The organism is Paraburkholderia sp. SECH4, assembly GCF_030511745.1.
GTDB lineage: Bacteria > Pseudomonadota > Gammaproteobacteria > Burkholderiales > Burkholderiaceae > Paraburkholderia > Paraburkholderia madseniana.
The window spans coordinates 1-23114 of record NZ_JALOCP010000067.1 but is presented as its reverse complement, the minus strand read 5'-3'; the positions used below and the strand labels follow the sequence as shown (position 1 = coordinate 23114).

General features: G+C 62.5%; 20 protein-coding genes. 16 read left to right on the top strand and 4 right to left on the bottom strand.

The genetic code is table 11. From position 1 onward, the window contains the following. Positions 1-451: 451 nt before the first annotated feature. The 10 genes from M0D67_RS40345 to astE all read left to right on the top strand — a co-directional run bounded on the left by M0D67_RS40345 (position 452) and on the right by astE (position 11208). Positions 452-1141, top strand: coding sequence for an ABC transporter permease (locus tag M0D67_RS40345; protein WP_168435988.1), 690 nt, complete (start codon positions 452-454; stop codon positions 1139-1141). Positions 1142-1145: 4 nt separating this feature from the next. Beyond that, complete coding sequence (locus M0D67_RS40340; RefSeq protein WP_054043065.1) at positions 1146-1859, top strand: ABC transporter permease; 714 nt, start codon at positions 1146-1148, stop codon at positions 1857-1859. A 79-nt stretch (positions 1860-1938) separates the two neighbouring features. Then, on the top strand, positions 1939-2730 hold the full coding sequence (locus tag M0D67_RS40335; protein WP_054043063.1) for an ABC transporter ATP-binding protein: 792 nt from the start codon (positions 1939-1941) through the stop codon (positions 2728-2730). Positions 2731-2767: 37 nt separating this feature from the next. After that, positions 2768-3817, top strand: a complete 1050-nt coding sequence (locus M0D67_RS40330) for a GlxA family transcriptional regulator (protein WP_093632258.1) — start codon at positions 2768-2770, stop codon at positions 3815-3817. A gap of 143 nt (positions 3818-3960) precedes the next feature. Continuing rightward, positions 3961-5196: an aspartate aminotransferase family protein gene (locus M0D67_RS40325; protein ID WP_154566829.1), complete on the top strand. Its 1236-nt coding sequence runs from the start codon at positions 3961-3963 to the stop codon at positions 5194-5196. A 55-nt stretch (positions 5197-5251) separates the two neighbouring features. Then, a complete protein-coding gene (gene aruF / locus M0D67_RS40320) occupies positions 5252-6310 on the top strand; it encodes an arginine/ornithine succinyltransferase subunit alpha (RefSeq protein ID WP_154566828.1) in 1059 nt (352 codons plus the stop codon). Further along, a complete protein-coding gene (astA, locus tag M0D67_RS40315; protein WP_154566827.1) occupies positions 6307-7344 on the top strand; it encodes an arginine N-succinyltransferase in 1038 nt (345 codons plus the stop codon). Before aruF ends, astA begins: the two co-directional genes overlap by 4 nt. A gap of 2 nt (positions 7345-7346) precedes the next feature. Next, positions 7347-8810, top strand: coding sequence for a succinylglutamate-semialdehyde dehydrogenase (gene astD / locus M0D67_RS40310; RefSeq protein WP_171929208.1), 1464 nt, complete (start codon positions 7347-7349; stop codon positions 8808-8810). A gap of 9 nt (positions 8811-8819) precedes the next feature. Next, the gene (gene astB / locus M0D67_RS40305; RefSeq protein WP_154566825.1) at positions 8820-10160 is read left to right on the top strand and encodes an N-succinylarginine dihydrolase; all 1341 of its coding nucleotides are present in this window, start codon (positions 8820-8822) and stop codon (positions 10158-10160) included. Continuing rightward, positions 10144-11208: a succinylglutamate desuccinylase gene (gene astE, locus M0D67_RS40300; RefSeq protein ID WP_233469106.1), complete on the top strand. Its 1065-nt coding sequence runs from the start codon at positions 10144-10146 to the stop codon at positions 11206-11208. Before astB ends, astE begins: the two co-directional genes overlap by 17 nt. Before the next feature lie 61 nt (positions 11209-11269). Here the strand turns inward: astE and gstA are convergent, their stop codons facing one another. Further along, on the bottom strand, positions 11270-11899 hold the full coding sequence (gene gstA / locus M0D67_RS40295; protein ID WP_154566823.1) for a glutathione transferase GstA: 630 nt from the start codon (positions 11897-11899) through the stop codon (positions 11270-11272). A gap of 126 nt (positions 11900-12025) precedes the next feature. Between gstA and M0D67_RS40290 the strand changes: the two genes are divergently transcribed. Beyond that, positions 12026-12934 (top strand): LysR family transcriptional regulator, encoded by a 909-nt coding sequence (locus M0D67_RS40290; RefSeq protein ID WP_154566822.1) that lies wholly within the window; start codon positions 12026-12028, stop codon positions 12932-12934. 281 nt (positions 12935-13215) lie between these two features. Beyond that, positions 13216-14010 (top strand): ABC transporter substrate-binding protein, encoded by a 795-nt coding sequence (locus M0D67_RS40285; RefSeq protein ID WP_154566821.1) that lies wholly within the window; start codon positions 13216-13218, stop codon positions 14008-14010. A gap of 188 nt (positions 14011-14198) precedes the next feature. Here M0D67_RS40285 and M0D67_RS40280 read toward each other — a convergent pair whose 3' ends face one another. Then, a complete protein-coding gene (locus M0D67_RS40280; protein ID WP_154566819.1) occupies positions 14199-14957 on the bottom strand; it encodes an acetoacetate decarboxylase in 759 nt (252 codons plus the stop codon). A gap of 267 nt (positions 14958-15224) precedes the next feature. Between M0D67_RS40280 and M0D67_RS40275 the strand changes: the two genes are divergently transcribed. Beyond that, positions 15225-16595, top strand: a complete 1371-nt coding sequence (locus M0D67_RS40275) for an EAL and HDOD domain-containing protein (protein WP_266243156.1) — start codon at positions 15225-15227, stop codon at positions 16593-16595. 134 nt (positions 16596-16729) lie between these two features. Here M0D67_RS40275 and M0D67_RS40270 read toward each other — a convergent pair whose 3' ends face one another. Next, on the bottom strand, positions 16730-18187 hold the full coding sequence (locus tag M0D67_RS40270) for an HDOD domain-containing protein (protein ID WP_154566817.1): 1458 nt from the start codon (positions 18185-18187) through the stop codon (positions 16730-16732). Positions 18188-18278: 91 nt separating this feature from the next. Continuing rightward, positions 18279-20093, bottom strand: a complete 1815-nt coding sequence (locus tag M0D67_RS40265; RefSeq protein ID WP_154566816.1) for a bifunctional diguanylate cyclase/phosphodiesterase — start codon at positions 20091-20093, stop codon at positions 18279-18281. A gap of 298 nt (positions 20094-20391) precedes the next feature. Between M0D67_RS40265 and M0D67_RS40260 the strand changes: the two genes are divergently transcribed. The 3 genes from M0D67_RS40260 to M0D67_RS40250 all read left to right on the top strand — a co-directional run bounded on the left by M0D67_RS40260 (position 20392) and on the right by M0D67_RS40250 (position 22997). Further along, the gene (locus tag M0D67_RS40260) at positions 20392-21726 is read left to right on the top strand and encodes an EAL and HDOD domain-containing protein (RefSeq protein ID WP_171929206.1); all 1335 of its coding nucleotides are present in this window, start codon (positions 20392-20394) and stop codon (positions 21724-21726) included. A gap of 140 nt (positions 21727-21866) precedes the next feature. Further along, positions 21867-22430, top strand: coding sequence for a peroxiredoxin (locus M0D67_RS40255; RefSeq protein ID WP_154566814.1), 564 nt, complete (start codon positions 21867-21869; stop codon positions 22428-22430). 102 nt (positions 22431-22532) lie between these two features. Beyond that, positions 22533-22997, top strand: coding sequence for a hypothetical protein (locus M0D67_RS40250; RefSeq protein WP_154566813.1), 465 nt, complete (start codon positions 22533-22535; stop codon positions 22995-22997). Positions 22998-23114 lie beyond the last annotated feature (117 nt).

The following is a 23114-nucleotide window of genomic DNA, read 5'->3' as shown; positions in this document are numbered from 1 at the left end:
TACTTCTCTTTGCAGCCGGCAAAGAGAAGTAGGTGCCGCCCCGCACAGGGGCAACACTAATAGACCACTAACAATGCAAGGAAAGGCACCAAAGCCAGAACAAGGAAAGGCACCAAAGCCAGAACAAGGAAAGGCCAAAGCGCTAAGAACACAGACAAACAAGACGCGCCGCAGGCCCCAATCTATATCGAAAAAGCGACCCAAAACTTGCTAAATCGCGGCAGCGCTCACCGCGTGTCACGCACCTTACAAACCCATATCCCCCGCAAAACCAAGCCCTGCCAGCACCAAGCCGTGGCAAACGGCCGATTGCTGCACCGCAGCACCCCCTCCGTCTCCCTTTGAGAAATTAATTTCCGCTTGCGAGACTCCGCGTCATGCCGGATGAGTCGGGCAGGCATGACCCGCCCCCATCCATGACATCCTCAATAAAACCTGGATGGAGACACGCGTGTTCCTTTACGGCTTTGGTCCGGTGTTGCTGGCCGGCACGATCCAGACGATCGAGCTGTCCGTCCTGTCGCTGGCAGCCTCCGTGCTGCTCGGCCTCGCGGGCGCGGCGGCGAAACTCTCCTTCAACCGCCCGCTCAGGGCGATCGCAACCGGCTATACGACGCTGATCCGCTCGGTGCCCGACCTCGTGCTGATGCTGCTGCTGTTCTACAGCATCCAGATCGCGGTCAACAATCTCACCGATGCGCTCAATCTGCCGCAGTTCGATATCGATCCGTTCGTGGCCGGCGTGCTGACGCTCGGCTTCATCTACGGCGCGTACTTCACCGAAACCTTCCGCGGCGCGTTTCTCGCCGTGCCGCGTGGCCAGCTCGAAGCGGGCAGTGCGTACGGCATGAGCGGCGCGCGGGTGTTCAGGCGCATCCTGTTTCCGCAGATGATGCGTTTCGCGCTGCCAGGCATCGGCAATAACTGGCAAGTGCTGGTCAAGGCCACGGCGCTGGTGTCGATCATCGGTCTCGCCGATGTCGTCAAAGCCGCCCAGGACGCCGGCAAGAGCACCTTCAACATGTTTTTCTTCATTCTGGTCGCCGCGCTGATCTATCTGGCGATCACCACCGCGTCGAATCTCGTGCTGATCTGGCTGGAAAAGCGCTATTCCATCGGCGTGCGCCACGCGGAGCTCTAAGACCATGATCGACATTCTCAATCAATTCTGGCGCGCGTTCCTGTACTGGGACGGTCAACGTATGTCCGGTCTGGCGGTCACGCTGTGGCTGCTGGTGGCGTCGATCGGGATCGGCTTTTTCATGGCGATTCCGCTCGCGGTGGCGCGCGTATCGAAGAAGCGCTGGTTGTCGACGCCGGTGCGTCTCTACACTTACGTGTTTCGCGGCACGCCGTTGTACGTGCAACTGCTGCTGATCTACACCGGCATGTACAGCCTTGAATTCGTGCGCTCGCATCAACTGCTCGACGCGTTTTTCCGCAGCGGCTTTCACTGCGCGATTCTCGCTTTTGCCCTGAACACCTGCGCGTACACCACCGAGATTTTCGCCGGCGCGATCCGTTCGACTTCGCACGGCGAAGTGGAAGCGGCCCGTGCTTACGGGATGAGCTGGTTCACGATGTACCGCCGCATTGTGATACCGTCCGCGCTGCGCCGGGCGCTGCCGTTGTACAGTAACGAAGTGATCCTGATGCTGCACGCCACCACGGTCGCGTTTACGGCCACGGTGCCGGACATCCTGAAGGTGGCGCGTGATGCGAATTCCGCCACGTATCAGTCGTTCGATGCGTTCGGCCTCGCGGCGCTGATTTACCTGGTGGTGTCGTTTGGGCTGGTGGCCTTGTTCCGCCGCGCGGAGCGTCACTGGCTGGGTTACCTGGCGGTGCGCACGCACTGAGTAGGCATGTTTCGATTGAGCGGCGCGGCGGGTTCGCGCCGTCACGTAGATTGATCCGTATTTTCAAAGGGAGAGCATCTTGCTCCACACGACTCAAACCGAAGCTTGCAAGCTCGCCGTCCAGGACATCCACAAGCGCTACGGCGACAATGAAGTGCTCAAAGGCGTGTCGCTGAACGCCAACAAGGGTGACGTGATCAGCATCATCGGCGCGAGCGGATCGGGCAAGAGCACCTTCCTGCGCTGCATCAATTTTCTCGAGCGGCCGAACGCGGGGCAGATCGTCGTCGACGGCGAAATGGTCAAGACCAAAGCCGACCGCGCCGGCAATCTGGAAGTGGCCGATCACAAGCAGCTGCAACGCATCCGCACGAAACTGGCGATGGTGTTCCAGCACTTCAACTTGTGGGCGCACATGAACGTGATCGAGAACATCGTCGAAGCACCGATTCATGTGCTCGGCATGTCACGTCGCGAAGCCGAAGAACGGGCGCGCGAATATCTCGAGAAGGTCGGTCTCGCGCCGCGTCTGGAAAAGCAGTATCCGTCGCATTTGTCGGGCGGTCAGCAGCAACGGGTCGCCATTGCGCGTGCGCTGGCGATGAACCCCGATGTCATGCTGTTCGACGAACCCACTTCCGCGCTCGATCCCGAACTGGTCGGCGAAGTGCTGAAGGTGATGCAGAAGCTCGCCGAAGAAGGCCGCACGATGATCGTCGTGACGCACGAAATGGGTTTCGCGCGCAACGTGTCGAACCATGTGATGTTCCTGCACCAGGGCCGCACGGAAGAAGAGGGCTTGCCCGCTGAAGTGCTGACCACGCCGCGCAGCGAACGGCTCAAGCAGTTCCTGTCCGGCAGCCTGAAGTAACGCGCGGCTCGCGCATCCCGCGTTTTACTGACAAGTGATGGCTCGCACGTCCAACCCGGCTCGCACCACGCAGGTCGCCATCGTCGCCTTGCCGCCGGTGTCGATGTCGGGCGTGGGGCCGATTGTCGACGCGCTCAATCTCGCCAACGAAATCGACGGCCGGGCGCTGTACCGCGTGCAGGTGTGTTCGTGGGACGGCCGCGCGGTGCCCTTGTCGGGCGGCGCGCAATGGCCGGCCGATGCCGCCTTCGGCGATGCCATTTCGTGCGACTGGCTGATCATCGTCAGCGAACGGTTCCAGCAATTCGCGGACTACCGGCTGTTTCTGGCAAGTCTGTCGCGCGTCGGGCAGCGCACGCCGCTCGTCACCGGCATTCATCACGGCGTCTGGTGGCTGGCGATGGCGGGGCAGTTGTCCGGCTATCGCGTGAGCGTCAACTGGGAAACCTATCAGCAGTTCTCCGAGCAGTTCGAGCGCTCGATCGTCACTCAACAAATTTTCGAAATCGACCGTGATCGCGCCACCTGCGCGGGCGGTCAGGCGACCGTCGACTTCATGCTGGCGATGATCGGCCGCGATCACGGGCCCGAATTGGCGGACCGGATTGCGGACACGCTGGGCGTCGGCGTGTTGCGCGCGGGTGAGGAGCGTCAGCGCATTCCGTTCGTGACCGCGCCGGGCGAGCGTCATCCGCGTCTGAACGATGCGCTCATGCTGATGGAAGCGAATATCGAAGACCCGCTGACCACCGACGAAATCGCCGGTCTCGTCGGTGTCTCGCGGCGTCAGTTGGAGCGCCTGTTTCGTCAGTACCTCGGCTCGATGCCGTCCAAATACTATCTGGGGCTGCGGCTTTCGAAAGCGCGCACGCAATTGCAGCGCACCAGCAAATCGGTGGTGCAGATCAGCCTTGCTTGCGGGTTTTCGTCGGCGGCGCACTTTTCGAATGCTTATCGCGAACGCTTTGGTGTCACACCACGCGAGGATCGTCGTAACTGGATCGACAAGCAGACCGGTGCGACCGGCGCCGCGGCCAGTGAGCCGCGACCGGCCGCGTTGATCGAACGGCCCGACCAGGCGGAATAAGCGGCCGGAAAGCGCGCAGTCTGCAAGCTGCACGCGACATATCCGCCCGGAAGCTCATAGAAAGCGTCGCGTATGCGCAAGACGTATCGCGTGCGGTTTCCTACACTACGTGTATTACCTCTCACCTGTAACGAGGATTCGCCATGAACGACCTGACTGTGACACGCCAGACCTTCGACGAAGTGATGGTGCCGGTGTTTTCGCCCGCCGCCTTCGTGCCGGATCGCGGTCTCGGCTCACGCGTCTGGGATACGCAAGGCCGCGACTATATCGACTTCGCCGGCGGTATTGCCGTCACCGCGCTCGGTCATGCGCATCCTGAACTGCTGAAAGTCCTGCACGAGCAGGGCAGCAAGCTGTGGCACATCGGTAACGGCTACACCAACGAGCCGGTACTGCGTCTTGCCAAACGTCTCGAAGACCTGACTTTCGCCGACCGCGCATTCTTCGCCAACTCGGGCGCGGAAGCGAACGAAGCGGCCTTGAAGCTGGCGCGCCGCGTCGCGTTCGAGCGTCATGGCGCCGATAAGGTCGAAATCATCTCGTTCACGCAGTCGTTCCATGGCCGTACGTTCTTCACGGTGAGCGTCGGTGGCCAGCCGAAGTATTCGGAAGGCTTCGGCCCGGTGCCGGCCGGCATCATCCATCTGCCTTACAACGATATCGAAGCGGCGAAGAAAGCAATCGGCGCGAAGACTTGCGCGGTGATCGTCGAGCCGATCCAGGGCGAGGGCGGTGTGATCCCGGCCGATCCGGCATTCCTGAAGGCGCTGCGCGAAGCCTGCGATGAGCACGGCGCACTGCTGATTTTTGACGAGGTACAAACGGGTGTGGGCCGCAGCGGCCATTTCTACGCCTATCAGGACACTGGCGTGACGCCGGACATCCTGACCACCGCGAAGGCGCTCGGCAACGGTTTCCCGATCGGCGCGATGCTGACCACCACCGAACTGGCCGCGCACTTCAAGGTCGGCGTGCATGGCACGACCTACGGCGGCAATCCGCTGGGCGCGGCGATCGCGGAGAAGGTGGTCGAGCTGATCAGCGATCCGAAGGTGCTCGAAGGCGTGCGTACCCGCAGCGAAGCATTGAAGGGCCAACTCGCGAAGCTCAACGAACGCTTCGGTTTGTTCAAGGAAGTGCGTGGCAAGGGTCTGTTGATCGGTGCTGAATTGACCGATGCGTTCAAGGGCCGCGCTAAAGATTTCGTCACGGCTGCGGGTGAGCACGGCGTGATTATGCTGATGGCGGGTCCGGACGTGCTGCGTTTCGTGCCGTCGCTGATCATGCCGCTCGACGATATGTATGAAGGCTTCGCGCGTCTGGCGAAGGCGATCGAAGAGATCGTCGGCGCAAAGACTGAAGCCGCGTCGAAGTGAACCACGGCACCGCGCTAAAGCACTGAATCATGCGTCACATTCAACAGGAACGATGATGCTCTTCGTACGCCCCGGCCGCCTCGCCGATCTCGATGCGCTCGAACATATGGCGCGCACCGCGCAACCGGTGCTGCATTCGCTGCCGCACGACCGGGGCGCGCTCGAAGCGCGCGTCGCGTTGTCGGAAGACTCGTTTCGCGCGGATGTCGATTTTCCGGGCGAGGAGTTCTATCTGTTCGTGCTCGAGGATGCGGAAAGCGGCAAGCTGATGGGCACGGCGAGCATCGTCGCCGCAGCCGGTTACTCTGACCCGTTCTACGCGTTTCGCAATGACGCGCTGATTCATGCGTCGCGTGAGTTGCACGTGAATCGCAAGATTCACGCGCTGACCATGTCGCATGAATTGACCGGCAAGAGCCGGCTGGCGGGCTTTTACATCGACCCGTCGCTGCGTGGCGATGCGGCCGCGCATCTGATGTCGCGGGCGCGGATGATGTATATCGCCGCCAATCGCAAGCGCTTCACGCCTGAAGTGTTCTCGCTGCTGCTCGGCGTGACCGACGACTCAGGTGTGTCGCCGTTCTGGGAAGCGGTGGGGCGCAAGTTCTTCGGCCGCAATTTCGCCGACATCGAAATCGAATCGGGCGGACGCAGCCGCACCTTTATCGCCGAAGTGATGCCGACCTATCCGATCTATGTGCCCTTGCTGCCGGAAGCGGCGCAGCGCGTGCTCGGCGAACCGGATTCGAAGGCACTGCTCGCGTATGACATTCACCTCGAAGAAGGCTTCGAGACGGACCGCTTTATCGACATTTTCGACGCGGGCCCGGTGTTGACCGCGCAGGTGGATCGCAGCGCCTGCGTGACGCGTAATGAAACACGTGTGGTGCGCGAAGCCGGCGCGGCTGCCGAGGGCTCGACCTATCTGATCGCGCACAACGGTGTGGACGGTGAGTTCCGCTGTGTGCTCGATACGTTGTCGGGCGAAAAGACGACCGGCGCATCGTTGTCGCATGCGGCGCGCGCCGCACTTGGCGTGCAGGAGGGCGACGCGGTACGCTGCGTGCCGCTGCATCAGCCGCATCAGGAAGAATTGACGGGAGACGCACGATGATCGTCGTTCGTGTTGTGCAACGAGGCGATGTGGACGCGCTCATGCGGCTCGCGCAGGAGACCGGTCCCGGTCTCACCACCTTCAAGCCGGATCGCGATGCATTGGCGGCGCGCGTTGAGCGTGCCCGCCGCACGATGGAAGACAAGGCCGAGCCGCACGAAGCCGGTTACTTCTTCGTGATGGAAGACACCGACACCGGCGACGTGGCCGGCGTATGCGGCATCGAAACGTCAGTCGGCCTGCAGCAACCGTTCTACAACTATCGCGTGAGCACGGTGGTGCACGCGAGCCAGGACCTCGGCATCTGGACGCGCATGCGCGCGCTGAACATTTCGCATGACCTGACGGGTTACGCCGAAGTGTGCTCGCTGTTCCTGAGCCCGCGTTACCGCACGAGCGGCGTCGGCGGTTTGCTGTCGCGTTCGCGCTTCATGTTTCTCGCGCAGTTTCGCGAGCGCTTTCCGCAGCGTTTGTGCGCGGAATTGCGCGGCCATTTCGATGCGGAAGGCACTTCGCCATTCTGGCGTGCGGTCGGCTCGCATTTCTACCAGATCGATTTCAATGCGGCGGACTATCTGAGCTCGCACGGCCGCAAGGCGTTTCTCGCCGAACTGATGCCGCGTTATCCGGTGTATGTCGAACTGCTGCCGGAAGAAGCGCAGGAATGCGTCGGCCTCACGCACAACGACACGATTCCGGCGCGCCGCATGCTCGAATCGGAAGGGCTGCGCTACGAGAATCACGTCGATATCTTCGATGCGGGCCCAGTGCTCGAATGCCATATCGCCGACTTGCGCACGGTGCGCGAAAGCGTGGTGGTGCAGGTCGAGATCGCCGACGTGCCGGCGGGCGCGCCGCAGGATGCACCGCGTTCGATGGTATCGAATACGTCGCTGGGCGATTTTCGCGTGGGCGTGGCTGCGGGCGTGCCGCAAGACGGCGTGTTCCGCATGAGCGCCGCCGAGGCGGCCGCACTCGACGTCAAGGCAGGCGACCCGGTTCGGGTGCTGCCGCTGAAACACAAACAAGGATGATCATGAGCGAGCTTTTCATCGACGGCGAATGGGCCGCCGGCACAGGACCCGCATTCGCGTCGCGCAACCCGGGTACGGGCGCGACGGTGTGGGAAGGCAACAGCGCCTCGGCGGATGACGTCGATCGTGCAGTGCGCAGCGCGCGCCGTGCGTTTGCGGCGTGGTCGGCCTTGAGCCTTGACGAGCGTTGCGGCGTGGTGCGCCGCTTCGCCGCGCTCGTGACGGAACGCAAGGAAGCACTGGCCGAAGCGATCGGCCGCGAGACCGGCAAACCGCTGTGGGAAGCCCGCACTGAAGCCGCTTCGATGGCGGCGAAGGTCGAGATTTCGATTCAGTCGTACAACGAGCGCACCGGCGAAAAGCGTTCACCGATGGCCGACGGCACTGCCGTGCTTCGGCATCGTCCGCATGGTGTGGTGGCGGTGTTCGGGCCGTATAACTTCCCGGGGCATTTGCCGAACGGGCATATCGTGCCGGCGCTGATCGCGGGTAACGCGGTTGTGTTCAAGCCGTCCGAACTCGCGCCGGGCGTGGCGGCCCTCACGGTGCAGATCTGGCGCGATGCGGGCTTGCCCGCCGGCGTGCTGAACCTTGTGCAAGGCGAGAAAGAGACGGGCATTGCACTTGCCAATCATCGACAGATCGACGGCTTGTTCTTCACGGGTAGTTCGGATACCGGAACATTGCTGCACAAGCAATTCGGCGGCCGTCCGGAGATCGTCCTCGCACTGGAGATGGGCGGCAACAATCCGCTCGTGATTGGACCGGTGGCGGATGTCGATGCCGCTGTGCATCACACGATTCAGTCGGCGTTTCTGTCGGCGGGGCAGCGTTGTACGTGCGCGCGCCGTATCTTCGTACCAAATGATGCGTTCGGTGACCGCTTTATAGAGCGCCTGACCGAAGTGACTTCGCGCATCAGCGTCGGCGAATACAACACCGATCCGCAGCCGTTCATGGGCGCTGTCATTTCCGCGCGAGCGGCTTCGCGTCTGGTTGCGGCGCAAGAGCGTCTGCTGGCCGACGGCGCGAAAGCACTGCTGAAGATGGAGCAGCGCGATCCGAAACTCGGCTTCGTCACGCCCGCGATTCTCGACGTGACCGCCGTGAAGGACCTGCCGGACGAAGAGCATTTCGGACCGCTGGCGCAGATCATCCGCTACGGCACGTTCGACGAGGCGCTCGACAAAGCCAACGATACCGAGTTCGGCCTCTCCGCCGGTCTGCTCGCCGACGACGAAGCCCTGTGGACGCATTTCCAGCGCACCATTCGCGCGGGCATCGTCAACTGGAACCGGCCGACTAATGGTGCATCGTCGGGCGCGCCGTTCGGTGGTCCGGGACGTTCCGGCAATCACCGCCCGAGCGCGTTCTATGCTGCCGACTACTGCGCGTATCCGATGGCGTCCGTCGAAAGCGCGCAACTGCAAATGCCCGCGAGCGTTTCGCCGGGCCTTCAATTCTAAGGATCGACGATGCAAGCCACTGAAGCCAATTTCGACGGTCTCGTCGGCCCGACCCACAATTACGCCGGGCTCTCGTTCGGCAACGTTGCGTCGCAGAACAACGAGAAGTCGGTCGCAAATCCGAAGGCCGCTGCCAAGCAGGGCCTGCGCAAGATGAAGCAATTGGCCGACCTCGGCTTTCATCAAGGCGTGTTGCCGCCGCAGGAGCGTCCTTCGATGCGTCTCTTGCGCGAACTCGGCTTTTCGGGCGATGACGCGACGGTGATCGCACGCGTCGCCAAAGACGCCCCCGAGTTGCTGGCGGCGGCGAGTTCGGCTTCGGCGATGTGGACCGCGAATGCGGCGACGGTGAGTCCGTCGGCCGACACGCACGACGGTCGCGTGCACTTCACGCCGGCCAATCTGTGCAGCAAGCTGCATCGTGCGATCGAGCACGAATCGACGCGCCGCACCTTGCGCGCGATTTTCAGCGACGCGGATCGTTTCGCGGTGCATGAAGCGCTGCCCGGCACGCCGGCACTCGGCGACGAAGGCGCGGCGAATCACACGCGTTTTTGCTCGGAATACGGCACACGTGGCGTCGAATTCTTCGTGTACGGACGCAGCGAATATCGCCGCGGACCGGAGCCGAAGCGTTTTCCCGCACGTCAGACCTTCGAGGCGAGCCGCGCGGTCGCGCATCGTCACGGTCTGGCAGAAGCGGCCACGGTGTACGCACAGCAGAACCCCGACGTGATCGATGCGGGTGTGTTCCATAACGACGTGATCGCTGTCGGCAACCGTAATACGCTGTTCTGCCATCAACTCGCGTTCGTCGAACAGAACGCGGTGTACGACGAACTGCGCACGAAGCTCACTGGGCTGAAGGCCGAGTTCAACGTGATCGAAGTGCCCGATGCGCAAGTGAGCGTGTCCGACGCGGTCACGTCGTACCTGTTCAACAGCCAGTTGCTGACGCGCCCGGACGGCAAGCAGGTGCTGGTGGTGCCGCAGGAATGCCGCGAAAACGCGCGCGTGGGTGCATACCTTGACGAATTGACCTCGCACACCGGTCCGATCGACGACGTGCTCGTGTTCGATCTGCGCGAAAGCATGAAGAACGGCGGCGGCCCGGCATGTTTGCGTCTGCGCGTGGTGCTGAACGATACCGAGCGCGCTGCAGTGACGCCTGGCGTGTGGATCAACGACAAGCTGTTCGGTCGCCTCGACACCTGGATCGAAAAGCACTATCGCGATCGTCTCGCACCGTCCGATTTGACCGATCCGCAATTGCTCGCCGAGTCGCGCACTGCGCTCGACGAACTGACGCAGATTCTCGGCCTCGGTTCGCTATATGACTTCCAGCGCTGAGCACGGCATGCCGGTTTCGATGCTCGACGATTTCCTTGCCTACACGTTGGCGGGGACGCGGCCTGGCGCGCAGGAAGCGCAGGGTGTGTGCGGCAACAACGACAACGCCGTGCGCTGGTCATGGCTCGACGACGGCGTGCTGCTCATGGAGCCCGCGGTGCGGGATGACGGCACCCGCAGCGTGCTCGTCTCTGCCGGCGTGCATGGCGATGAAACCGCGCCAATTGAACTGCTGTCGTACCTCGTTCGCGATATCGCACAAGGCGATGCCGCGCTGACGTGCCGTTTGTTGGTGATTCTCGGCAACGTCGACGCCATGCGCGACGCGTGCCGGTATCGCGACGACGATCTGAACCGCCTCTTCAGCGGCCGTCACGAGCAGGTGCCGCACAGCCACGAAGCGCCGCGCGCGGCGGCGTTGGAGCGTGCGGCCACGCAGTTCTTTGCCGCGGCGTCGCAGGAGCCGGGGGGCCGTTGGCACGTCGACATGCATACGGCGATCCGCCCCTCGGCTTTCGAGCAATTCGCCTTGTTGCCGCACACCGGCAAGCCGTTTTCGCGCGCCATGTTCGAATGGCTCGGCGAAGCGCGCATCAGCGCCGTCCTGCTTCATACGACCAAGGGCAACACGTACTCGCACTTCACCGCGCAGGCATGTGGCGCCGAAGCGTGCACGCTCGAACTCGGCAAGGTGCGCCCGTTCGGTCAGAACGATCTGGCGCGTTTCGCCGGCGCGGATGAAGCGCTGCGTCATCTGCTGGCCGGTACAAAGAACGGCAACGTGCCCGCGGCAATGCCGCGCGTGTTCACCGTGATCGACCAGCTTACCAAGCAGAGCGACGCATTCGAATTGCTGGTGGCCACGGATGTGCCGAATTTCACGCCCTTCGTGAAAGACACCGTGCTCGCACGCGATGGCGATTATCACTACACCGTGCGTCACGATGAGGAACGCCTTGTGTTTCCGAACGCAACAGTCAAGCCTGGCTTGCGCGCGGGTTTGCTGGTGGTCGAGACGACGCAGGACACATTGTCCAGTCTCGTTTAGACGCGTCATTGCAGAGCAGAACGTTGCGCGCCTTTGCGCGCAACGTCTCATACCAGACCGCTTACGCGGCTTGCGTCGCGGTCTCGCTGACCAATCCTTCTACCACCATCGCCTCACGTACCTTCGGCCGCGCGGCCACGCGGGCCAGATACGCGCTGAGGTGCGGATACGGGCCTAGATCCACCGACAGCATCCGCGCCCAGCTCAACACCGTGAATGCGTACGCATCGGCGACCGAGTACTGTCCCGTGAGATAGTCGCGCGACGTGAGTACACCCTCGAGTTCGCTGAAGCGTGTAGCGAGTTTCGTGCGGCATTCGAGCTTCGTCGATTCGGCTGTCTCCTGATGCCATAGCCACGGGCTAAAGGTCTTGTGCAATTCCGTGCTGATATAGGTGAGCCATGCGACCGCTTCGAGCCGCTGCGGCGTCCCGGTGGCCGGTAACAGGGCGCGCGCCGGCGCAAGATCGGCGATGTATTGCAACAGCGCGGCGCCCTCGGTATGGCGCGAGCCGTCGTCGAATTCGACGAGTGGCACATAACCGCGCGGCGAGATCGCGTAGTAGTCGTCGCCATTGGCGAGCTTGTGCGTTTGCAAGTTGACCTTGACGGTTTCGAAGTCGAGTCCGGCTTCGCGCAGGGCAATGTGAACGGCCAGCGAGCAGGCGCCCGGTGAGTAATAGAGTTTCATGGTGTCACCGCTATAAACGAGAGTGAAGTCCCGGCAGGTGCCGGTGGCAAGGCTCGTCGGCCGACAAGTCGATGTGGTAAAAGTAGCCCGGATCGCATTCAGAATAAACAGGCGGCTTGCCAAACCATGCGTGCAAAAACGCAATACGAACTGACTTCGGCGGATACCCAGACCATTCTTGCGCTGGTGCGCGCCGGCACGCTGGCCGAGGCCGCGCAGCGCCTGGGTATCGACGCTTCGACGATTTTTCGCTCCGTGCAGCGGATTGAACGCGGGCTCGGGCAACGTCTGTTCGAGCGTTCGCGCAGCGGTTATCGCGCGACGCCGCTCGGTGCGCAACTGGCGCGCCACGCCGAGCGCATCGAAAGCGAGCTGGCGGCAGCGCGCTCGACCGTGCAGGCGAGCAGTGACCGCGTCAGCGGCGCGGTTCACGTGACGACCACCGATACCGTGCTCTACGGCCTCCTGCTGCCCGCGCTGCATGATTTCGCGGCGCTGCATCCGGCGTTGTCGTTCGAATTGACCGCCACCAACAGCCTCGCGAGCCTGACCAAACGCGACGCCGATATCGCCGTGCGCGCCACGCGCCGAGCGCCGGATCATCTGGTCGGCAAACATGTGGGCCCGCTGCGCATCGCCGTGTTTGCCGCGAAGGGGAGCGCTATCCGGGCGAGCGATGCCGAAGCGCTGTCGCGCTGCGATTGGGCAGCACCGGACAGTTCGCTCGGCGATCATCCTTCGGTTCTGTGGCGCAAGCGCCATTGCCCGACGGTCGAGCCACGCTACAAGACCAATAGCGTGATGGCGGTGTTCGAGCTGGTGGTGCGCGGCTTCGGCGTCGGCATCTTTCCCACCTTCCTCGCGCGTGAGCGCGACGATCTCGTGCAACTGACCCCGCCGCTCGACGAAGCCGAATCGCAGGTCTGGGTGCTGGCGCATCCGGAGTCGCGTCATCTGCCGCATGTCGCGGCGGTCTACACGCATCTGTCGGAGCGGCTCGGCAGCGATTTCGCGGCCGGCGACGGTGCGGTCTGACGTGCATCGGAGTGCGTGCCGGCTTGCCTGAGCGCGACACGAAGTTGCACCTTTAAGCGCGCGTTATCCGGTTCGCCAAACGAGCCGGGCAAAGGGGCGCCCACAGGGCCGCTTACAGGGCCGCCTGCAGGACCGCGATTCGAAGCCTGTACAATCCCGCCCTCGCGGCTGTTGCGCTGCACCACACTGGCCGCACGAGTTTGAATCGCATTTTTGGCGCGGCAATCATGCTCGCCCGGATTCGGCTCCGTCTTATTCAATACCGTAGAGGAACACCCGTAATGAAGATGAATTGGCGAAACATGGCTGCGCGCGCGCTGTTCGCGACGGCAACGGTAGCGGCAGGGTCCGCATCGGCGGCGGATATCAAGGAAGTGCGGTTCGGCGTCGAGGCGTCGTATGCGCCGTTCGAATCGAAGTCGCCCTCGGGCGAGCTGCAAGGTTTCGATATCGACATCGGCAATGCCGTGTGTGCAAAGCTGAAGGCGAAATGCGTGTGGGTCGAGAACTCGTTCGACGGCCTGATTCCGGCGTTGGAAGCGCGCAAGTTCAACGCGATCAACTCGGACATGACGATCACGGAACAGCGCCGCCAGGCCATCGACTTCACCGATCCGATCTACACGATCCCGAATCAGATGATCGCGAAGAAGGGCAGCGGTCTGCTGCCTACGGCGGCCTCGCTCAAGGGTAAGCACGTCGGCGTGCTGCAAGGCACGATTCAGGAAACGTATGCGAAGGCGCGCTGGGCGCCGGCTGGCGTCGACGTCGTGCCGTATCAGACCCAGGACCAGATCTACGCCGACCTCGCATCGGGCCGTCTGGACGCTGCATTCCAGGACGCGGAAGCGGCTTCGAAGGGCTTTTTGAAGAAGCCGCAAGGCGCAGGCTTCGACTTCGCCGGCCCGGCCGTCAGTGACGAGAAGCTGCTCGGCGCGGGCGTGGGCTTCGGCATCCGCAAGGGCGACAAGGCGTTGAAGGACGCCGTGAATCAGGCGCTGAAGGAACTGAAGGCCGACGGCACGATCGACCGCTTCGCCGCGAAGTACTTCGACGTGAAGGTCGTGTTGAAGTAAGGCGTTGGGTGTTTTGCCTGAATGGCTTTGCTTGAATGGTTTTGCTTGAGACAACCGGCCGCTTGATGCGGCCGGTTGTTTTTTGAGGCGGCGGTTGATGCGCCGCCTGTCTGATGCGCGTCTGGTGCATGGTGCTGTGTGTTTCATGCGCTTCATGCATGTCGCGCACGCCGCACCGCGACACTCGGTCAGCGCACGTTCGCTTCAGGCTGATCGAGATAGTCGAACACCACTTCACCGAGTCCTAGCGTCAGATCGGCAAGCAGATGCCGTGCCTCGACGATTTCGAGCACCGGCAATTCCGCGACCGGCGCCAGGGCATGGTGTGCCAGTTCGAGCGAGGCGGGACCCGTCCATGCACCTTTAAGGGTGATGTCTTGCAGGTAGTAGCGCACCAGTTCGCAAATGCGCGGCGTGCCGTCCACGTGCGGAATGACTTTCAGCAGGAAGTTCGGCGTCTCCAGACGCTTCTGTTGCTGCGCGAGATCCAGTTGCCGATGCTTGTAGCCCATCGTGCCGGTGGCGATGCGCACGGGGCCGTAATCGAGCGTGCCGACGAGCGTGTCGGTATGGACTTCCAGCACCGGCGAGGCGAGCTTCTTCGGAAAGCCCCACAACTCGCGGCCGCCGGCGATCGGCGGATGGTCGTCCAGATACATCGCCAGCGTGTAACCACCTGCCACGCCGTTGTACGACACCGGGATCACCTGACCGCTTTCCGTGTAGTCGCCGAAGCCGGTCGAATCCGGCATGCGAATAAATTCGTAATGGACGAGCGGCTCGCCGATCTGCAGCGGCTCGGGCACCACGGCGCGCAGTTTGTCCGGATCGGTGCGGTAAGTGATGATCAGGAATTCCCGGTCGACGAAACGATACGGACCCATCGGAAACGCCGGGTTCGTGATCGGCATCGCGAAGGCATTTGACAGCACGCTTTTGACGTCCATGATTTTCCTTGGTGGTTAAAGGCCGGTGGTGGAGCGCTTCTGCACTGCACAAGAGTATCGTCGATTCTTTCCTTCTCTTCAGCGAGACAGGTTGCCAATTATTTCGAGATATTGCGGCGTTGACATGTCCGCGCGCATCGGCCTGCGCTAAAATCGGCGGGCACACCGCACGCGCAAAGGGCCTCAGGGCTTGGATGTGCGCGATTGGTGCAGCAAAAACCAAAATACAGCAGGAAGCGCCAGGGCGGCGCTTAGCGGGGGACCAGAATGACAACCATCGCAATCGAGAAACCGAGCCAGACGGGGGTTGCGGACGATGCGCAACTGAATGCCAGCTTCGCGCGCCAGCCGATTCTGAATCGGGACGGCATGCTGTGCGGCTATGAGATCAAGGTGCGCGCGCCGGAATTGCCTATGGGCACCGAATCTGACGCGGGTGCCGCACCGGCCGTCGATTCGGCTGCGGATGCCTCGTCGGGCCGCGCGCCCGATCCCGCGCAGCTCGTGGCGCGAGCCGTGATTCGCGGGTTGATGCAGGGCAATCTGCGCGGTGCGCTCACCGGGCATCCCGCTTACGTCGATGTAAGCCGCGAGATGCTGTTCGACGATTCGATCCTGCACCTGCCCACTGACCGCTTCATGTTCGAATTGTCGCCGTCGATTGTGGTCGACGATGCGCTGATTGCGCGCATCGTTCAATTGCACGGGCGGCGCTATCGCTTCGTACTCGATGAAGTGACGCAGCCCGATGAAACGTTTGCGAAGCTGCTGCCCTACGCGGAAGTCGTCAAGATCGATTTCCCACGGGCGTCGAAAGCGCTGTTGCCCAAATTGACGAGCGTGCTCAAGTCCGCGGGCAAGCTGCTGATCGCGCTGGGTCTCGATGCACAGGCCGATTTCGAAGAGGCGCATGGTCTCGGTTTCGACCGTTTCCAGGGCTACTTCTTTGCGCGTGCGCAGACCTCGACGACGCGGCGTGTCAGCGCGCCGCGGCATGCGTTGCTGAATCTGCTGCAACTGCTATCGGGCGACCCGACCGTCGCGCAACTCGAAGCCGAACTCAAGCTGAATCCGGTGTTGGTCATGCACCTGATGAAGCTCGCGAATTCGAGCGGCCTCGCCGTCGGCCACAAGGTCACGACGCTGCGCGAAGCGATCAATGCGACCGGCACGAATCGGATCGCGCGCTGGACGCAATTGCTGTTGTACGCGGATGGCCGCAAGGTTGCGCTCGAGGACGATCCGCTGCTGCAACTCGCGGCGACCCGGGCGCGCTTCATGGAGCTGGCGATCGAGCGCTTGCCCGAAGCGGGGCGTGACGAAGCCGATGCAGCGTTTCTGACTGGCGTGTTTTCGTTTGTCGATGCGGTGTTTGGTGGCTCGCTCGAAAGCACACTGAATGTGCTGACGCTATCGCGGCCGATTCAGGCGGGCATTTTGCATCGGCAGGGCGTGCTGGGGTTGTTGCTGACCGCAGTCGAAGCGCTTGAGCGCGGGGCGTGGGATGAGCTCGATGCCTTGTGCGCGCGCTTGCAGCCGTTGACGGTGGAAGAGATCGCGCTGCTCGCGTTGGCGGCTGGGGCGTGGGCCGGGGTGGCGGATCGGAGTGCGGAGGGGTTGGAGCGGATTGAGGATTGAGGGGCGGGTTTGAGGTTTGAAGCAAAGGCCGGCATGCTGCGCACGCCGGCCTTTGCACATCTGAGATTCGTGATTTAGGGCAAACACAAAACCGGTGAGAGTGAAGCACCGTGATCAACGATCACGCCACGTCTTCACATCGTCTCCATTTCCTGCATCTGCCCCAGGCCAAAAAAACGACCTAACTCCTTGGCTAACTCATTCAACGCGCTCATTTCCTTCTGGGATATTCGGCGTGGCTCCTGCGTATGAGACCAGTCGCCATATAGCAGCGCCACCGTCTGATCGGTGTCGTCGACTACCGGTAACAGCACGAACGCGCGGGCGTCGTCGAACGAACGGCGGAACCACTCCGGTAATCGCGCGACCATCTTCGGATCACGTGCGTTCTCGATGAAAATGCCGACCGAGTTCGCGATTGCGAGGTGAAACACATCGGGCTCGAACGCGGTGTTGAACGACAGCTTCGGCAGCGCCGCGTCGATCTTCGGACCGAGTCCGAGGCGCGCCTTGAAGGTGCCGTTGCTGTGCTTGACGAACACCACCGTGCGCGCAAAGCCGAGCGCCGCCAGCACGGTTTCCGCAGCCAGCGCGAGGGCCGGCGCGAGCGCGCTGCCGTCGGGCAGGCCGCGCAGATCGCCCACCCCCGCCGCGATGCGTGCTTCCGGATTGAGCGCCTCGCGCGCGATCGCGTCCGCATTGGCACGCAGCTCGACGATCTCGCGCATCACGCCGTCGCCGCCTTCTTCACGGGCGAGCGCGATGCTCATTCCATGTAGCACGTCCGGATCGGTATTCAGTGCGTGGCTGTATTCCTGCGCCAGTTCGGCGATGCGTTCTTCGCGCTCCCAGTCCGGCATGTTCTGCTGGGTCAGCACGTCGGCGACCGCCGTCGAATAGTTGGTGATGGCGCGCAGCCACTGCACCTGGCGTGGCTGCTCGACGTCCAGCGGATCGAACTCGCCCATGCCGGAGCGGATCATGTCCGGCAGGCGCCAGCGCACCGCGGCTTCGGCGCCGATTTCGTCGAACGTGACGCCGAGCACCAGCACGCAGGCATCGGCTTCGAGTGTGTCGTCGTCGATATGCCGGCGGATCTGATCCCACTCCGCGTCGAGATAGAACACCACCAGCAGCTTGCCGATCTGCCGCATCAGCGTGCAGACCACGGCTTCTTCACCGGCGCGCAGATCGCCGCGCTCGGTCAGCTTGCGCGCGACGCAGCCCGACAGCAGCGTGCGGTTCAATTCGAGTTTCGCGTCGATACGGCGCGGCGCGCTGTGATGAAAGTGATCGACGATTTTCAGGCCGACCACCAGATGGCCGACCGCGTCCATGCCGAGCACCATCAGCGCGCGCGAGACGGTGGTGATGTTGCCGCCAAAGGCCATGTACATGGCCGAGTTGGCCAGCCGCAGCACTTTTTGCGTCAACGCGAAGTCCGACAACACGACCTGCACGAGGCCGGTGAAGTCGAGGTCGTCGTTGTTCATCGCCGCCATGGTGGTGCGCAACGACTGCGACAGCATGGGGAAATCGCCGCGCTCGCTCATTCGAGTCCAGAGCCGGTCGAGCACCGCCGCCTTTACCATGTGAATCCCGCCAAAGCCATACATGTTCCAATGAGTGCTGCACCGGCGCGAGGCCGGCATCTTCCGCTGCGCACGAGGTTTGCCTGCATCGCTATGTGGTGTGCAGGTGAAGCGTGCGCGCTTCGAAACGCTGCGCGAGTTCGTCAGAGGGCAACGCCTTGCAGACGAGCCATCCCTGTATGTGGTCGCATCCCATCTCGGTGAGCAGGCTGCGTTGTGCTTCCGTTTCGACGCCCTCTGCAACCAGTTCGAGATCGAGCGTTTGTGCGAGCCCGACGACCGCGCTAACGATTGCCTGATCGTTCCGGGAGGTTAGCAGATTCTCGACAAAACTCCTGTCGATCTTGAGCTTGGCGAGAGGGAATCGTTGCAGGTAAGCCAGACTCGAATAGCCGGTGCCGAAATCGTCGACGGCAAAGCGGATACCCATCGCCGTCAGTTCTTCGAGCAAACCCTTGGCATGCGCCGGGTCGTGCATCAGCAGGCTTTCGGTGATCTCGAACACGAGGCGGCGCGGATCGATGCCCGTCAACTCGATCGCTTCGCGCACGCTGTCCTTGAAACGCGGGTCGCGGAACTGCTGCGGCGACACGTTGACGGCGACGTATTGCAACGAGATGCCCCGCGCGTCCCACTGGATCAACTGCATGCAGGCGACCTTCAACACCCAGTTGCCGAGGAAGTTGATCAGGCCGATCGATTCCGCGAGCGGAATGAACATCGAAGGGGGCACGAGGCCGTGCACGGGATGCGACCAGCGGATCAACGCTTCGACGCCGACCACGCCGTGCGTGCGGCTGCTCGTGATCGGCTGGAAGTGCAGCGAAAACTCGCCATTGCGCACGCCGTCGTAGAGATCGGCCTCCAGCTTCAGGCGCTCGGCGTCGGCGGGGTTGTCGTCCGGTACGTAGAAGGCGAGCGTGTTGCCGCCGGCCGCCTTCGCCTGCAGCAAGGCGTGGTCGGCCCAGCGCAGCAGGTGCGTGTCGTGGGCGGCGTCGTCGTTGGCGTGGCGCACGTCGGGGTAGAGCGCAATGCCGATGCTTGCCGACAGGTGCACCTGCTGGCCGTTGAAGACATACGGCTGCTGGATCGCGGTCAGCAGGCGGCGCGCCAGCGCTTCGGCTGCTGCTGCGGCGTCGGTGCGGCTCGCGGCAGGCTTCACGAGGATCGCGAATTCGTCGCTGGCGACACGCGCCACAGTCTCGTTCGGGCTCGTCATGTTCAATAGACGCCGCGCCGTGTCGCGCAACATCTCGTCGCCGGCATCGTAGCCGAGCGCGCGGTTCACGCGTTGATAGTCGTCGAGGTCGAGCAGCAGCAGCGCGGCCGGCGTGCCGTGGGCGTCGGCTTGTTGCTGCGCGTCGAGCAGCGCGGGGATCAGCGCCGGTTGATTGGCCAGGTTGGTCAGGCGGTCCAGATGCAGCGCCTGGGTCAGGCGTTCCTCGGTGGCGCGCCACGCGGACACGTCGAAGCCGGCGATCGCATAGCCTTCGACGCCGTCATGCATGCTGCGTACCACGCGCAATTCGACTGTGATCGGGTAGGTCAGTGACTTGATGAGGCCGAGTGTGGCCTTTTCGACGTTGCCTGTGGAGGTAGCGCGCGTCAGCAGCGCATCGAGGCGCGGCACGTCGGCAGGCGCCACGAGATCGTGCAGCGTGATGGTCTCGAGATACTCACGGTGATAACCGATGAAGCGCAGGCTCGCGTCGGAAACATAGAGGAAGCGCAGGCCCTCATCGATGTGCGCCAGAAGATCGACGGCGCCGACCACCTGTTCCAGTTGCGCAGCGCGGCTGACGCCGGCTTGCGGTTTGCCGTGTGCATGCCGGCCGAACGCACGAAACCGGTCGATGACCGTGCGCAAGGAGCCCCGGCGGGGCGCGGTGATCCTGTTCGCTTCCATGTTTGTCGCTGGCAACCTGTGTTCGTCTGCAGGCGGGGCGGCTTACTGCCCGCCGTATTCGGGCGGTTGAGAGGTATCAGGCCGCCCCATCAGAACAAGATAACGACCCGCGGCGGAAAATCTTTAGCGCCTGCTGCAAAAAACAAATGGTAAGGAAGCGGCGGCGTGGCCCGGCGGCGTCGCGAGGGCGATTCAGTTAAAGTGGACCGGCTTCGTTTCCGTTAATACGTCAAACCTGCTGTGCAGTGCCGGCGATGACGTCGCTGCGTAGCTTTCCGAACACTTGCACCGATGATCCATGTCTGAACGTCACTTTGTCAGGGCCACCCCCCGGCACATCGAGGTGCTTGAACAAGGTGCCGAAGACGCCGACCCGGCGTCCGGGGCACAGTACGTTTATCTGGGGCGCCAGCCGATTCTCGATCGCGACGGCGCGCTCAATGCTTACGAATTATTGTTTCGATCCGGCGCGCATAACTATGCCGAGGTCAGCGACGACGCCCAGGCGACGGCGCAGGTCGTGGCTCGTGCGATCGGCGGGATCGGCGTGGCGGCCGTGCTGGGCCAGCACCGCGGCTTCGTCAATATCGACCGCGCGCTGCTCTTTAACGACATCGTCCATCTGATGCCGCCCGAGCGCTTCGTGCTCGAGATTCTCGAAACCGTCAAGTTCGATGCGCATCTGGCCCGCCGGCTGACCGAATTGCGCCGCGCCGGCTTCCAGGTGGCGCTCGACGACGTCAGCGAACTGTCGGATGAGCTGCTCGCCGCGCTGCCGCACGCCGATATCGTCAAGATCGACTTCCTGCAGACCGAGCGGTCAGTGCTTGCCAAACTGGCGTCGACGGTCCGCAGCCATGGCAAGACACTGATCGCGGAGAAGGTCGAGACGCGCGAAGACTTTATGCTTGGTCGCGATCTCGGCTTCGACCTGTTCCAGGGATACTTCTTCGCGCGGCCGCAGGTGCTGGCCGCGCCGCGCAACCGCTCGCCGCGCCCCGGTTTGCTGCGTTTGCTGGCGCTGTTGTCGCGCGATGCCGGGATTGTCGAACTCGAAGCGGAACTCAAGCTGAATCCGAGCGTGGTGGTGCAACTGCTGCGCCTCGTCAATTCGAGCGCGTTCGGGCTGGGGCGCAATATTGCCTCGCTGCGTGAGGCCATCATCGCCACCGGCACGCGGCAGATTGCGCGCTGGGCGCAACTACTGCTGTACGCGGACAGCGGCGATCTGCCGTGGCGCGCCGATCCGCTTGTGCAACTGGCCGGCACGCGCTCGCGCTTCATGGAGTTGGCGGCAGGCTGGCTGCGTCCGTCCGATGACGATTTTGCCGACGCCGCTTTCATGACCGGAATTTTTTCTCTGGTCCATGTGGTGCTCGGCAGCACGCCGGCGGCTGTCCTCGAGAAGCTCGGCCTTGCCCCGCAGATTCGTGAAGCGATCGTCACGCGCGGCGGCGCGCTCGGCACCTTGTTGCGGATTGCCGAAGCGGCCGGCGAGGGCGCCGATGCCGCATTGATCGCAGCCGGACCCGATGCGCCGCCCGGCTTCGCGGCGCTTACGCCCGAGGTGCTGGCGCAGCTGAACCTGTCCGCTGCGGCGTGGTTCGGCGCACATATCGAAGAAGCGGCCTGATGCATCCGTCGAGCAGGTTCTGACGTACCTTGTCTGTACGTGTTTCAATAGCGTATTGAGGTTGCCGAGGTTCGGCTGAACGCCGTAACCTTCGGCTTATTGCACTGACTGCGTGCATTAACGTTTCGAGGGGACTGCAGATGAAGAGAAAACTCATTCCGATGACGCTGGCGGCTGTCTTGTCGGTGGGATTCGCGATGCATTCGCTGACGGCTTCAGCCACGCTCAAGCCGGGTGATGCCGCGCCGCCGTTTACCGCCCAGGCTTCACTGGGCGGCAAGACCTACGCGTATTCGCTTGCCGACGAATTGAAGAAAGGGCCGGTGGTGGTGTATTTCTATCCGGCGGCTTTCACGCAGGGCTGCACTATCGAAGCCCACGAGTTTGCCGAAGCTGTCGACGAGTACAAGAAATATGGCGCGACGGTGATTGGCGTATCGCACGACAACATCGACACCTTGACGAAGTTTTCGGTGAGCGAATGCCGCAGCAAATTCCCGGTGGCGGCCGATGCCGATTCGAAGGTGATCGGCGCTTATGATGCTGGCTTGCCGATGCATAGCTCGATGGCCAATCGTGTGTCGTATGTGATTGCGCCGGACGGCAAGATTATTTATGAGTACACGAGTCTGTCACCGGAGAAGCACGTCGAGAATACGCTGAAGGCGGTGAAGGATTGGGCGGCGACGCATAAGCAGCCATAACGATTGGGCTTTGCGCGGCGGCGCGTTTTTCGCAATGATTTTTTGCCATGAGGTTTCGCGTTGCTCGTGCTAGCCTGAGTTTTTTTGCCGGGTGAGCTTGCGATGCCGATTATTGTTGCACTCATTGCGCTGATCGCGCTGGTGTATGGCGCTGTGCGGGCGTTTTATGCCTTGCAGGCGGCTTTTGGTTTGGCTGTTGCTGTTGGGGTTGCTGTTTTTGTTGGTTTGCTTTTGGTTGCTGCGGTTGTTTATTGGTGGCGGCGTCGGAAGGAGGTCGCTTCTAATGTTCGCGATGGTGATTGGACTCACGAACTTACAGGAACCTGGGGTTCGGTACGGCTTGCTGCTGGTAAGCGGTTCTGTGAGGTTCGCCTTGGCGGCGAGCTGGGGGCTTATATTTTTGCTGATCTGCTTGGGGCTGAGGTGCAGAGCCATGATGCTCAGTGGCAGGTCGCTTTGATGGTCAAAGACGCTAAGCATCAGGTTTGGGTTTTGCCCATGCTGGGCGAGCGGCAGGCTAAGCAGTGGCGGCGGATTTTTTTGCTTGCTGTTGGGCAGAGGCTTTAGATGTTTTTTTGCCTTTTGCGGCGGCATTGTCAGTGTTCTTAGGGCTTTGGCCTTTCCTTGAATTGTTAGTGGTCTATTAGCGTTGCCCCTGTGCGGGGCGGCACCTACTTCTCTTTG